The organism is Streptomyces sp. NPDC050546 (assembly GCF_044457425.1).
In the GTDB taxonomy this organism is placed as follows: Bacteria; Actinomycetota; Actinomycetes; order Streptomycetales; family Streptomycetaceae; genus Streptomyces.
On record NZ_JBITGX010000008.1, the window covers coordinates 402,610 to 415,941 of the forward strand.

Annotated in this window: 10 protein-coding genes; 7 read left to right on the plus strand and 3 right to left on the minus strand. The window is 71.5% G+C overall.

All coding sequences use genetic code 11. The features are described 5' to 3' along the window. Positions 1 to 50: 50 nt before the first annotated feature. Positions 51 to 962 (minus strand): homocysteine S-methyltransferase, encoded by a 912-nt coding sequence (mmuM, locus tag ACIBK5_RS22275; protein ID WP_399021617.1) that lies wholly within the window; start codon positions 960 to 962, stop codon positions 51 to 53. A 129-nt stretch (positions 963 to 1,091) separates the two neighbouring features. On the opposite strand from mmuM, the gene ACIBK5_RS22280 reads away from it, so the two are divergent. Genes ACIBK5_RS22280 through ACIBK5_RS22290 form a run of 3 tightly spaced genes read left to right on the plus strand, consistent with a single transcriptional unit; the run spans position 1,092 to position 4,453 of the window. Further along, positions 1,092 to 2,480 (plus strand): amino acid permease, encoded by a 1,389-nt coding sequence (locus ACIBK5_RS22280; protein ID WP_399021619.1) that lies wholly within the window; start codon positions 1,092 to 1,094, stop codon positions 2,478 to 2,480. Positions 2,481 to 2,489: 9 nt separating this feature from the next. Beyond that, positions 2,490 to 3,605 carry an aminoglycoside phosphotransferase gene (locus tag ACIBK5_RS22285; RefSeq protein ID WP_399021621.1) on the plus strand — a complete coding sequence of 372 codons (1,116 nt, stop codon included), beginning with the start codon at positions 2,490 to 2,492 and terminating at the stop codon, positions 3,603 to 3,605. Positions 3,606 to 3,625: 20 nt separating this feature from the next. Next, entirely contained in the window at positions 3,626 to 4,453 is an 828-nt protein-coding gene (locus tag ACIBK5_RS22290) for an MOSC domain-containing protein (RefSeq protein ID WP_399021623.1), read from the plus strand. Positions 4,454 to 4,456: 3 nt separating this feature from the next. On the opposite strand, the gene ACIBK5_RS22295 is transcribed toward ACIBK5_RS22290, so the two are convergent. Further along, a complete protein-coding gene (locus ACIBK5_RS22295) occupies positions 4,457 to 6,565 on the minus strand; it encodes an autotransporter (protein WP_399021625.1) in 2,109 nt (702 codons plus the stop codon). A 107-nt stretch (positions 6,566 to 6,672) separates the two neighbouring features. Between ACIBK5_RS22295 and ACIBK5_RS22300 the strand changes: the two genes are divergently transcribed. From ACIBK5_RS22300 to ACIBK5_RS22310, 3 genes are all read left to right on the plus strand, one after another. After that, positions 6,673 to 7,734: a hypothetical protein gene (locus tag ACIBK5_RS22300; RefSeq protein ID WP_399021627.1), complete on the plus strand. Its 1,062-nt coding sequence runs from the start codon at positions 6,673 to 6,675 to the stop codon at positions 7,732 to 7,734. A 164-nt stretch (positions 7,735 to 7,898) separates the two neighbouring features. Next, the gene (locus ACIBK5_RS22305) at positions 7,899 to 8,996 is read left to right on the plus strand and encodes a family 43 glycosylhydrolase (protein WP_399021629.1); all 1,098 of its coding nucleotides are present in this window, start codon (positions 7,899 to 7,901) and stop codon (positions 8,994 to 8,996) included. A 1-nt stretch (position 8,997) separates the two neighbouring features. Next, a complete protein-coding gene (locus ACIBK5_RS22310; RefSeq protein WP_399021631.1) occupies positions 8,998 to 10,407 on the plus strand; it encodes a family 43 glycosylhydrolase in 1,410 nt (469 codons plus the stop codon). A 15-nt stretch (positions 10,408 to 10,422) separates the two neighbouring features. Here the strand turns inward: ACIBK5_RS22310 and ACIBK5_RS22315 are convergent, their stop codons facing one another. Further along, the gene (locus ACIBK5_RS22315) at positions 10,423 to 12,087 is read right to left on the minus strand and encodes a rhamnogalacturonan lyase B N-terminal domain-containing protein (protein ID WP_399021633.1); all 1,665 of its coding nucleotides are present in this window, start codon (positions 12,085 to 12,087) and stop codon (positions 10,423 to 10,425) included. Positions 12,088 to 12,276: 189 nt separating this feature from the next. Between ACIBK5_RS22315 and ACIBK5_RS22320 the strand changes: the two genes are divergently transcribed. Further along, on the plus strand, positions 12,277 to 13,305 hold the full coding sequence (locus ACIBK5_RS22320; protein ID WP_399021635.1) for a rhamnogalacturonan acetylesterase: 1,029 nt from the start codon (positions 12,277 to 12,279) through the stop codon (positions 13,303 to 13,305). Positions 13,306 to 13,332 lie beyond the last annotated feature (27 nt).

Sequence of the window (13,332 nt, forward strand, 5' to 3'; positions counted from 1 at the left end):
GGCTAGCAGCGGAGGGGGAGGGAGAGGAGAGTCATGCGCCTACTGCCGGACTACGCCGCCCCGAGCGTCCCCGCGATCCCCGAGATCGCCTCCGGCCCCACCCGGCAGCAGCCGCCGATCAGCCGGGCCCCGGCCTGCTGCCAGCCCGTCACCTGCCCGGCCGTGAACCTCGAGCGTCCGGTCCAGGCGCGGGCCTCGGCGTCCCAGGTCTCGCCGCTGTTGGGGTAGACGACGACCGGCTTGCCGGTGACCCGGGCCGCGGTCGAGGCGGCGGCGTCCACGTCCTCGGGCGCGCAGCAGTTCACGCCGACCGCGATGACCTCGTCCGCGTCGGCGGCCAGCGCGAAGGCCTCCTCCAGCGGCTGCCCGGCACGCGTACGGCCGCCGGCGACGGAGTACGTCAGCCAGGCCGGCACCCCGAGCCCGCGCACCGCCCGCAGCAGCGCCGCGGCCTCGTCGGCGTCGGGGACGGTCTCCAGCGCGAGGACGTCGGGGCGGGCCGCCGCCAGCACCTCGAGGCGCGGGCGGTGGAAGCGCTCCAGCTCGTCGACCGTGAGCCCGTAGCGGCCCCGGTACTCCGAGCCGTCCGCGAGCATCGCACCGTAGGGCCCCGCCGAGGCGGCCACCCACAGCGGCCGGGAGACGCGCGCCCGGCGGGCCGCCTCCCGCGCCGACTCCACGCTGAGCGCCATGAGTTCGGCCGCCCGGTCGTGGCCGATCCCGCGCTTCCCGAAGCCCTCGAACGTGGCCTGGTAGCTGGAGGTGATCGCCACGTCAGCGCCCGCCCGGAAGTAGGCCAGATGCGCCTCGGTGATCGCCTCCGGCCGTTCGGCGAGGAGCCGCGCCGACCACAGCTCGTCGCTCAGGTCGTGCCCGGCCGATTCGAGCTGGTTGGACATGCCGCCGTCGAGGACGACCGTTCCGGCGGCGAGGGCTTCGGCGAGGGTGATGGTGCTCGTCATACGAACGACCGTAATCGAGATCCGGCCGTGGACCCCAGCCGAATGTGTCCAGCACATGAACAGATCGACCACCATGTGGGATGGCGGTTACGATCGGGACCCTCCCCCTCCGCTTGTACAGGATCGCCGATGACCGTCCCCAGCCCCACCGAGGCCGCCGAACCCGCCGAGCCGGCCACCGCGGCGGCCCCCGCTCCCCGCCGCACCTTCGGCCTCGCCGCCGCCACGGCCCTCGTCATGGGCAACATCATCGGCGGCGGCATCTTCGCCCTGCCCGCCACCGTCGCCCCCTACGGCACGATCAGCCTGCTCGCGTTCGTCGTGCTCTCGGTGGGGGCCGTGGCGCTCGCGCTGCTCTTCGGCAAGCTGGCCCGGCGCAGCCCGGTGACCGGCGGCCTCTACGTCTACCCGCGCGACGCGTTCGGCGAGTTCGCCGGGTTCCTGTCGGCCTGGTCGTACTGGACGATGTGCTGGGTCAGCATCGCCGCCCTGGCCGTCGCGGTCGTCGGCTACGTCGAGGTCCTGATACCCCTGCACGGCAACCACGCCCTGCAGGCCGCCGTCGCCCTGGCCGCGCTGTGGCTGCCCGCCGCGGCGAACTTCGCGGGCACGCGGTGGGTCGGCACGGTGCAGGTCGTCTCGACGATCCTGAAGTTCGTACCGCTGCTCCTGCTCGCCACGATCGGCCTGTTCTTCGTCGACGCGGACAACTTCGGTCCGTTCAACGCCTCCGGCCAGAGCGTCTCGGGGGCGCTGGCCGCCTCCGCCGCGCTGCTGCTGTACAGCTTCCTCGGGGTCGAGTCGGCCGCCGTCAGCGCGGGCGAGGTCCGCGACCCGGAGCGCACGGTCGGCCGGGCCAGCGTCCTCGGCACCCTGGCCTCCGCCCTCGTCTACATCCTCGGCACGGTCGCCGTCTTCGGACTCGTCCCGCACGACCGGCTCGTCGACTCCGGCGCCCCGTTCGCCGACGCCGTCAACGCCATCACCGGCAGTTCCTGGGGCGGCACCGCCATCGCCCTGGTCGCCGTCGCCTCGATCACCGGCTGCCTCAACGGCTGGATCCTCATGGCCGCGCAGATGCCCTACGCCGCCGCCCGTGACGGTCTCTTCCCGGCGCCGTTCGCGCGGCTGGGCAAGGGCGGTGTCCCCGGCTTCGGCGTGTGGGCCTGCGCGGTGCTCGGCTCGCTCCTCATCGCCCTCAACTACACGGCAGGCCCGGACACCACCTTCCGCGTCCTCGTCCTGATCACCACGTTCACCGGCTGCGTGCCGTATCTGCTGTCGGCGGCGGCCCAGCTGTACTGGCTGGCCCGGGGCTCCCGCGAGCGCGTCCGCCCCGCGGGCCTCACTCGCGACCTGATCGTCGCGGCCCTCTCCTTCGGCTTCTCCTTCTGGCTGATCGCCGGCGCCGGATACGCGGCCGTCTACCAGGGCGTGCTGTTCCTGTTCGCCGGGATCCCGGTGTACGTCTGGCTGCGGGGACGCAAGGACACCACTCCGGCGGAGACCTCGGCATAGCATCGGGGGATGCCCGAGTTCGCTGTCGCTGATGCCGAAGTCCGTGAGGTCCTGGGAGTCCCGGCCGGGAGGGCGGTGTTCGAGCCGCTCGCGCACAACCCGCACAACGGCGTCACGGCCGGAGTGTGGCGGGTCACGGGCGGCGACCGCTCGGCCGTTCTGAAGGTGCTGACGCGGACGAAGGAGACCAGCGTCGCCTGGGCGGCGTCGAACGACCCGCGCCACTGGAACTTCTGGCGCCGCGAGGCGTACGTCTACCGGTCCGGGCTCGCCCAGGTCTGGCAGCGGCACGGCATCCGCGCGCCCCGGCTGCTGGCCTGCGTCGAACGCCCCGACGGCGATGTGGCGCTGTGGCTGGAGGACGTACCCGGCGCACCCGCGACGACCTGGCCGCTCGCCCGGCACATCGAGCACGCCCACCGGCTCGGCGCCGCGCAGGGCGCGGTGGGAGCCGGGGAGGACCAGCCGTGGCTGTCCCGGCACTTCCTGCGCGACTACGTCTCAGGGAGGACGACGAACCAGGACCTCCTCGACGACGACGAGGCCTGGCGGCACCCCCTGGTCCGGGAGCACTTCCCGGCGGGCCTGCGCGCGGACATGGTCCGTCTCCACCACGACCGCGAGTGGTTCCTCACGGTCATGGAGTCCCTGCCCCGCGCCTTCTCCCACCTCGACCAGTGGCCCGCCAACGTCCGCTCCGACGGCCGCGACAGCGTCCTTTTCGACTGGGCGTTCGCCGGCGACGGAGCGCTCGGCGAGGACCTCGGCAACTACCTCCCCGACTCCGTCTTCGACCTGTTCGTTCCCGCCGCCGACCTCCCCGGCCTGGCGAAGGCGGCCTACGACGCCTATGTGCACGGCCTGCGCGAGAGCGGCTGGCACGGCGACGAACGACTCGTACGGCTCGGCGTGTGCGCCTCGGCCGTGAAGTACGACTGGCTCACCGCGCTGATGCTGGCCCGGGCGGACGACGAGCAGCCCGGCTACGGCGGCGCGGGTACCGTCCCCGCCGCACTCCGCTACCGCGAACGCGGCCTGACCCTTGCGTTCCTCGCCGACTGGGCGGCCGAGGCCCGGCTACTGGCTCCACAACTCGGCTTTCCCGAGGCGCCCAGCGGACGCTGACGGCATACAGAAGGGGAAACATGGCCCACGTGGTCGAGTTGACGTACTACCCCCTCAAGGGGTGTGCCGGGACATCGGTGCGGGAAGCGCTGCTGACGCCCGCCGGACTGGCACACGACCGCAGCTTCATGGTGGTCAGCGAGGAGGGCGTGTACCGGACGCAGCGGCGGGACCCCAGGCTGGCCCTCATCCGGCCGGCCGTCACCGCCGACGGCGGGCGACTCACGCTCCGGGCACCGGGATGGGAGGCCCTGCACCTGAGCGTGGACACCTCCGGCACCCGGCAGAAGGTCGACCTGTTCGGGGACGTCTTCCAGGGCATCGACCAGGGCGACGCGGCAGCCGCCTGGCTCTCGGACGTGCTCGGCGCCCGGAGCCGGCTCGTGCGCGTACCGCCGGAGCACGACCGGGTGACCGACGGCATGACACCGGGCACCTCCGGATACGCCGACAGCTGCGCCCTGCACGTCATCTCCCGCTCCACCCTCGACCTGCTCGACCGGAAACTGACCGAGCGCGGTGCACGTCCGCTGCCCATGGACCGCTTCCGCCCCAACCTCGTGCTCGACGGCTGGGACGACCCCCACACCGAGGACCGCGCCCACCGCATCCGCGTCGGCGACACCGAACTGGGCTACGCAAAACTCGCCATCCGCTGCGCGGTCACCCTGGTCGACCAGCACTCCGGAACCAGGGCGGGCCCGGAGCCCCTGCGCACCCTCGCCGCCTACCGGCGGGCGTCCCAGGGCGGCATCGCCTTCGGCACGAAGTACGCGGTACTCCGGCCCGGCACGGTGTCGGTCGGCGACGAGGCGGCCGTCACGTCGTGGGGCGAGTCCGAGGTGTGAGCCTCACCGCCGCGCGCGGCCCGCATGACGCCCCCTGCCCGGCCGGCCCCGCCCGCGCCGCGCCGCCATCGGCACGGCGAGGCTGACCACGAGGGCCAGGCCGAGCGCGTAAGGCCACCAGCCGAAGCCGACGTTCTCCGACGCGCCGGCGCTGCGGGGGGTCACCGCGCCGGACGCGGGCGAGCCGGACGCGGTGGGGGACGGGCCAGGGGCGGCGGCGACCGCTGTCAGGGCGATGTCGTTGCCGTCGCCGGCGCGGTAGCTGACGCGGTAGGTGGTGCCGGCCAGCTTCAGGCGGGCGCCCTCCTCCAAGCCGGTGAAGGTTCCCGAGGGCTTGGCGCGGCCCTTGTTGTCGAGCACGGGGATCACACGAGCGGGCCGCTTCCCGGCCGCCGAGACGTCGAGGTCCCCGGACAGCCGTACCGCGCCCGTCACCTTGAGCGGCTTGTCCCGCAGGAGCAGGGAGCCTTTCGCGCCCTGCGTGTAGGGGCCGTCGACGGTGAGGCCGGTCGTGACGGTGCCTTCATTGGTGACCGAGCCTGTGACCGTGCCCTTGCCGGTGAGGGTGGTCGAGACGTGCAGGCCCGTCTCGCCGGTGTCCAGCCGGGCTCCGGCCGAGGTGACCCGGATCGCCCTGCTGCGGGCGAGCGTGGCTCCGTCGCGCAGGGCCAGCGTGCCCCTGGAGACCGTGGTCGTCCCGGTGTACGTCACCGCGCCGCCCGTCAGTGTCGTCGTGGCCGCGCCCGACTGCGTGAGCGAGCCGCTGCCGCCGACGCGGGACAGCGTGAGGGGCCTGTCCGTGTTGCGCAGGACGAGCGAGCCGTCGTTGACGACTTTGTAGAGGGCGCCTCGCGTGTACAGGCCGCCGTCGCCGCCCCGCTTTCCGCTGCCCAGACGCAGCACCGCGCCCTTCTCCACCGTCGTGGAGCCGTCGTAGTACTGGACGGCCGCGAAGGTGACGTCGTTGCCGGGGGTTCCCGCGATGACGATGTCGCCGGCGCCGGGAGCGGAGAGCGTGTCGTGGAACCGGCCGCCGCCGATGGGGGCGCCGAGTGTCACGGGGCCGTTGTAGTCGAAGGTGAGCCTCGAACGCTCCCGGGCCGCGAGGAGGTTGATGTACACGGTCTCCGCGGTGCCCGGCATGAAGATCCGGTTCGTGGTGCCGTCGCCCCACCGGACGTTCGCGCCCTTGATGTTGGTGCCGCGCTTGTTGACGTTCTTGCGGGCGGGTGTCCAGTTCAGGGCGGGGTCGCTGAGCGAGGGGTCGGTGTCGCCGCCCCGGTCCGACCAGCTGTACTGCCCGGCCAGGACGACCGTGCCGCCCGGCCGCGACTGGACGTTGATGTCGCTGCCGTACTCGCGCTGGTAGAAGTCCATGCCCATGGTGACGGTCTGCCCCAGCGGGGTGTCGACCGTCCAGGTGCCCTGGTTGAGGACCTTGCGCACACGCGGCAGCGAGGTCGCGTACTCCGGCCGGCCGGCGTTCGCCTGCGTGCCGTTGTCGATCACCCCGGAGAAGGAGTGGGCCCCCGACAGGTCCCAGGTGCCCCAGAGGAAGCGCGGCTGGCTGATCAGCCCTGAGCCGCTGACGGTGCCCAGGTTGTAGGCGCTCTTCAGGGCGAGCCGCAGGGTGCCGTCGACCCGGATGTTGTCCTGGTTGAGCCGGAACGCGGGTGTGCCGTACGGGAAATGACCGATGAGCCCGGTCGTGCCCCCGTCGCCGTACTGGAGGGTCGCCCCGCGCTCCACGGTGATCGCGGGCGGGTCCGGGCGGGCCACGGTCACATACGGGTGGTTCCCGCCGAGCGTCCGCACGGTCTGCCGCTGCCGGGACCGGGACAGCGTGAAGTCACTGTCCCTGGTGAGGACCAGTGTCCCGCTGCCCCGCACCGTGAGCGTCCCCTCACCCCGGAAAACGCCGTCGTAGGTCGTCGTCCCGGGCGGCACGGTGACCACCGTGTCCCCGGCGAGCGTCACGTCCCGCCCGTCGAGCACGGCGGCCGTGACGTCCCGGGGGCCGTCGGCCGCCGCCGGGGGAGCGCCGAGCAGAGACGCGACCGCCGCGAGAACGCCGACGGCCGCTGCTGTGGTGTGGGTGGTGAGGCTGCGCACATCACCGGAGACGGGGGTGGCGGGTGCCGATAACAGAAAATGGGTTGGCGACCCGTAGCCGCGCCGCGATACTCCCCTGACCAGGGGGAAAGCAAGGGGGAGGCCGTGTGGCCGTGTTCGGGTGTACGCGATGCGGCGCCGAGCTGACCGTGCCCGTGTCGCGGGTGGCGCTGCCCGACCACGCCCATCAGGCCTACGGCCATGAGCTGCTCCCCGCCCTGATGGAATCGGGCACCTACGCCGTCGAACCCGAACCCTCCGGCCCGCCCTGGCGGCAGTGGAGTGACATCGGGGCGCAGGAGTCCTTGGCCCGGGGCGTGTTCGCGCCCGTGCCCGCGCTGTCCTTCGGGTCGCCGGGCGCGGTCGTCGTCGCGCCCGGCGACATGCGCGGCACCGTTCTCCTCCCCGAGCGGTGCGAGGGCTACTGCCTGGGCCTGGACGGGAGAAGCGGCCCCAACCTGGCCTGCGCCCGGTGTGGACAGGCCGTCGCGACACGCGTCGACGACTGCACGCTCTGGCAGGCGGTGTGGCTCGACCCGGACGCCGTTCACCCCCTCACCGCGGACGCACCCGCTCGCCCGGCGGACTGGGCGGCGCTGGGCCGGGAGTTCGAGGCCATCCCGCCCGTCGAGCAGGGCGGTTGGTGGGATCCCCGGTGGGAGGCGGCCCTCGGGGCGGCCCTCGCCCACCTGCTGGCCGCCTCGGCGGGCACACCGGTGTGCGTCCCCGACGGCCTCCTGGCCGAGACGCTGGGCCGAGCACTCGACCTGCTGCTCCCGCAGGCGCGTTCACCGAGGAAGACGGCCGCCCTCGCCGGACCGGGCCTGCCCGTCCCCGACGCCGACCCCGACATCGTCCTCGCCCCCCGGCACCCGCGCACCGGCGAGGTGTGGCAGGCACCGCCCGGCGTCACGCACACCGTGCCCGTGCCCGCCGGCGTCTGGCTCCACCTGGCGCGCCGGCCCGCGCGGTTGCCCACGCCCACGACCGGTCGCCTGCCCGACGGAGTCGAGCGCGACGATCCCCTGCCCCTGCGCCCCCGGTCGCTGTTCCGGCCCGACCCGCGCATCCTCCTCCGCACACTGGCCCGGTTGCCCGCCGTCCGTGAGCCCTGGCTGCGCGCCATCTACGACCGCGTGGACAAGTACCCGTACAGCCGCCCCTTCTGAGACCCGGCCGTCTTCGTCCCGTCAGACCCGTTGACCTCCTGGTGGCACACCCTTACCTTTTCGGCGTTCGTAATGACAGATGGTGTTCGAAATATCAGACGATCGGTAGGTCGGACGACGCATCGGACTACGCCGTGTGTCCCCAGTGAGAGGCAGCCCCCCGCATGAGCCGCGACCGCGACCACGCTCTGCCCGAATCCCCCAGCCGCAGACTGCTGCTGAAGGGTGCCGCAGCCGCCGGCGCCCTGGCCGCCGTTCCCGCCCTCCCGGGCGTGGCCCAGGCCGCCACCCCGGCCAGGCACCCCAAGCCGGCCCCCTTCGAGAACCCGCTCGTCCGCAACCGGGCCGATCCGCACATCCACCGGCACAAGGACGGCTTCTACTACTTCACCGCCACCGCCCCCGAGTACGACCGCATCATCCTGCGCCGCTCCCGCACCCTGAACGGCCTCGGCACGGCCGCCGAGTCCGTCATCTGGCGCGCCCACCCCACCGGGAACATGGGCGCGCACATCTGGGCGCCCGAACTGCACCGCATCGGCGGCAAGTGGTACATCTACTTCGCCTCCGCGCCCGCAGAGGACGTCTGGGCCATCCGCATCTGGGTGCTGGAGAACTCCCACCCCAACCCCTTCAAGGGCACCTGGGTGGAGAAGGGCCAGGTCAAGACGGCCTGGGAGACCTTCTCCCTCGACGCCACCACCTTCACCCACCGGGGCTCCCGCTACCTCGCCTGGGCGCAGCACGAGCCCGGCATGGACAACAACACCGGCATCTTCCTCTCCGAGATGGCGAACCCCTGGACCCTGAAGGGCCCGCAGGTGCGCCTCTCCACCCCGGAGTACGACTGGGAGCGCATCGGTTTCAAGGTCAACGAGGGTCCCTACGTGCTGAAGCGCAACGGCCGTCTCTTCATGACGTACTCGGCCAGCGCCACCGACTTCAACTACTGCATGGGCCTGCTGACCGCCGACGCCGACAGCCACCTCCTGGACCCCATCAGCTGGACCAAGTCGCCGACCCCGGTCTTCACCAGCAACGACACCACCAAGCAGTACGGCCCCGGCCACAACTGCTTCACGGTCGCCGAGGACGGCCGCACCGACGTCCTCGTCTACCACGCCCGCCAGTACAAGGAGATCAACGGCGACCCGCTGAACGACCCCAACCGCCACACCCGCGTCCAGAAGCTCGGCTGGAAGCCCGACGGCACCCCGGACTTCGGCATCCCGGTCGCCGACACGGCCACGGCGGGTGACTGAGATGAGACGTGCGTACGCCGCCCTCCTCGCCCTGTGCCTCGGGCTGTTCGGTGCCCTCGCCACCGCCGGGCCCGCCCACGCCGCGCCCCAGACGATCACCAACGGCACCCAGTTCAAGGACACCTCGGGCAACCCCGTCCACGCGCACGGCGGCGGAGTCCTCAAGGTCGGCTCCTACTACTACTGGTTCGGCGAGCACCGCAACGCCGACAACACCTTCCGGTACGTCGACGCCTACCGCTCGACCGACCTGAAGAACTGGGAGTTCCGCAACCACGTCCTGACCGAGGCCAGCGACCCGGAGCTCGCGACCGCCAACATCGAGCGGCCCAAGGTCATGTACAACGCGTCCACCGGCAAGTTCGTGATGTGGATGCACAAGGAGAACGGCACCGACTACAGCGAGGCCCGCGCCGCCGTCGCCGTCTCCGACACCGTCGACGGCAACTACACCTGGAAGGGCAGCTTCCGGCCGCTCGGCCAGCACATGTCCCGGGACATCACGGTCTTCGTCGACACCGACGGCGCCGGGTACATGATCTCCGCCGCGCGGGAGAACTACGACCTCCAGATCTACCGCCTGACCGCCGACTACACCGGTATCGCGAGCCTGGTCGCCAACCCGTGGCCCGGCGGCCACCGCGAGGCCCCGGCCCTGTTCAAGCGGAACGGCGTGTACTTCATGCTGACCTCGGGCGCCACGGGCTGGAACCCCAACCAGCAGCAGTACGCCACGGCCACGAACATCGCCGGACCCTGGTCGGCCATGAAGAACGTCGGCGACTCCACGACCTACGGCTCGCAGACCGCGTTCGTCCTGCCCGTGCAGGGCACCTCGGGCACCTCGTACCTCTACCTCGGTGACCGCTGGGGCAACTCCTTCGGCGGGACCGTCAACGACTCGCGGTACGTCTGGCTGCCGCTGACCTTCTCCAACTCGACCACGATGTCCATGTCCTGGTCGCCGGAGGTCACCCTCGACACGGCCGCCGGGACCGTCTCCGGCACCAGCGCCACCTACAACACCCTCATCGCCCGCCACTCCTCCAAGTGCGCGGACGTGACGAGCCAGTCGCTCTGGGCCGGTGCCCAGCTCAAGCAGTACGACTGCAACGGCGGTGCCAACCAGAAGCACTGGTTCAAGTCCGTCGGCGGCGGCTACTACCAGCTCATGGTCAGGAACAGCTCCCTGTGCGTCCAGGAGAACGCGAGCACGGTCACGCAGGAGAACTGCTCCTCGGCGACGAGCCAGCAGTGGTCCCTGACCACCACCGGCTCCTACGTGAACGTCAGGTCGCGGGCCACCGGCGAGTGCCTGGACGTGAACGGCGCGTCCACCGCCAACTCCGCCGCGCTCATCACGTACACGTGCAACGGAGGAACCAACCAGCAGTGGACGCGCGGAACATGACAAGCCCCGGAGTGCCTAGGCCAGCAGATCGATCGCGTCGATCGCCGTCCCCGCGCTGAGGAAACCGGTCGCCCCCGACCCGCTCACCACGTCGATCCTGAGCACGTTGTACTGACTCGTGTCCGTCTTCCAGGCGGACGCCGGGACGCTGTACGTGAACGTGTGGTTGTTGCCGCGGTAGGAACCGTTGGTCAGCGACCGGGTGTTCGGCTGGGTGGGCGGGGAGGGGATCGCCGAGGTCCAGGTGTCGTTCACGGAGATCTGCGGGCGGCCGTTCGCGTACGCCGTCGTCACGCCGATGCGCAGGGTGTGCGCGGCGGCGGCCTGCGCGGCGGTCAGCCTGAAGTACACGAGGATGCCGCTGTTGACGTCCTTCCAGAGGTAGCAGGGGAAGGCGGCAGTCTCCCCGCCGCCACCGATCACCACGTTCCCGGTCCAGGACGCGGCCCTTCCGTCCGACGGATGCGCGTACGTCATCAGGTCCGCGTTCTTGAACCCGCCCGGCGTGCCGTTCCAGTCCCCGATCCGCCAGATCGCGCTCGCGCCCGCGGGATCGTTGGAGGACGGCAGGGCGATCGTGTTCAGGGTGGTCGTCCCGCCCGCCGACACGCTCACCGACGTCGTGTACACCGCCAGCTCGCCCTTGAAGACGGTCAGCGTGTACGTGCCCGGCAGCACGCCCGCGATCGAGAACCAGCCGTCCGAGGAACGCGCCGAACCCCAGTACTGCGCGGCCGCGTTGGCCAGCCCGACGGTGTACGGGTACGCCGTGTTCCGGCCCGAGATCCCGACGCCCGCCACCTTGCCCCGGCCGCTCGCCGGCACATACCCGGAGATGCCGAGCGCGTCGGCCCACGGCGTGGTCAGCGTGCCGGGGAACAGCGCCGAGGAGGGTGCCCCGCCGTCCGTGAAGGCGATGACGTACGGGCCCTGGAGGCCGAACCGCTGGGCCTCGGTCTGGTTCTGGCCGTAGTACAGGATCTCGTACAGGCCGCCGCCGTCGGCGCTCTGGTGGCGCAGCAGGGAGCGGTAGAAGGGCCCGCCGGAGGCCTTCTCGTGGTTGCTGCGCACGACCCACAGGCCGACCCCGCCGGCCGACCAGCCGACGTAGTCGTAGTCCATGACGCGCCGCTTGGAGTAGTGCTTCGAGCGGGTCTGCCCGTCGGACTTCCTGAAGACGTCCGAGGCCTCGATGGTGGTCGGCGCGTAGGTGTACGAGTCGGGCTCGTCGTTGAGGAACGCGCCCTTCTTCACACGCACGATGTACCGGGTCGCGGAGACGGACGTGTCGGCCTTGTCGGTCCACAGGTAGATGTTGTTCTCGCCGCTGCGGGCCGCGTAGTAGTGCTTCAGCGTGCCGTGCGTGACGGAGACGAGGATCGTCGAACCGGACTGCCTGATGCCGACGGTGGAGGCGCCGAGCCCGGACTCGATGTGCGAGTTCATGCCGCCGTAGCCCTGGTACTCCGTGCCCCGGAAGACCAGCGAGGTCAGGTCGCCGGTGGACTTGCTGACCTTGAAGACCAGCTGGGCGCCGGTGTCGACGACGTAGTTCGAGCCGTCGTCGCTGTAGCCGAAGGCGGCGGCGTGTGCCGTGCCGGTGAGGGCCGTGCCCGCGGCGGCGCCGGCGGCGAGGACGAAGGCGCGGCGGCCGACCGGTCTGTTCGCGGATCCGGACATGGGGGGCCTCCTCGGGAGGTGGGGGGAGTTCGGGTGGGAGTGAGGGTGACAGTTGAATCGATTTCGCGAAAGGGCTTTCGGTCATGTGAAGTTGTCCATCTCGTGAATGCTGTTCGGGGTCTAGAAAGCGCTTGTCCGGAGCGGTACGGTCCACCTCCAGGTCTTGTCGTCCGCTGGGAGGAGCACCGAGTGAGACGTTTCAGCATCGCCGTCGTGGCGGCGGTGGCCCTCGGGAGCGCGTTGCCGTCCGTACCCGCACAGGCGCACACCGGCCTCGCACAGTGCGCCGCGGACACCTGCCACTTCGATGTCCCCCCGGGCACGTACGACGTGCGGGTCCTGCTCGGGGGAGAGTCCGCGTCCGCCACCAGCGTCAGCGGCGAGACCCGCCGCACCCTGCTCCCCGAGACGGCCGCACCGGCGGGCAAGCGCGTCACCCGCAGCTTCACCGTGAACGTCCGCACCCCCGAGGGCGAGCCCACCGGCCCCGAGGGCACCCCCGGCCTCGACCTGCGGATCGGCGGTTCCGCCCCGGCCCTCGCCGACATCAGGGTCACCCCGGCCCGGCACACCCGCCAGATCTTCCTCGTCGGCGACTCCACCGTCTGCGACCAGCCCGGCGACCCGTACTCCGGCTGGGGCCAGCAGCTTCCCCAGTACCTCCGCGAGGGCCTGTCCGTCGCCAACTACGCAGATTCCGGGGAGAGTACGGTCTCCTATCTGGGGAACCCGAAGCTGTGGGCCACCGTACGGCCCCTGATCCGCCCCGGCGATCTGGTCCTGGTCCAGCTCGCCCACAACGACAAGACCACGGACGAGGCCACCTACCGGGCCAACCTGGAGACCCTGGTGGAGGGCGTCCGCGAGCGGGGCGGACAGCCGGTCCTTGTCACTCCTGTCGTGCGACGCTGGTTCAACCCGGACGGCACGCTGAACAACGGAACCGCCCTCCTGGTCAACGGCCTCGGTGTCGACCACCCGGCGGTCACCCGATCCGTCGCCGCCGAGCGGAACGTCCCGCTGATCGACCTCACCGCGAAGACGAAGGCGCTCGTGGAGTCCCTGGGGGTGGAGGGCTCGAAGGCGCTGTACCTCTACAACGAGGCGCGGGACAACACGCACACCTCCGTGCGCGGTGCCACGGCCTACGCGGGCCTGGTCCGCGACGAACTCGTCACCCGGCGTCTGGTGCCGAAGGGCAAGGTGCGGGTGGGATAGAGCCCCTGGGGCGCCCCGACCGGAACC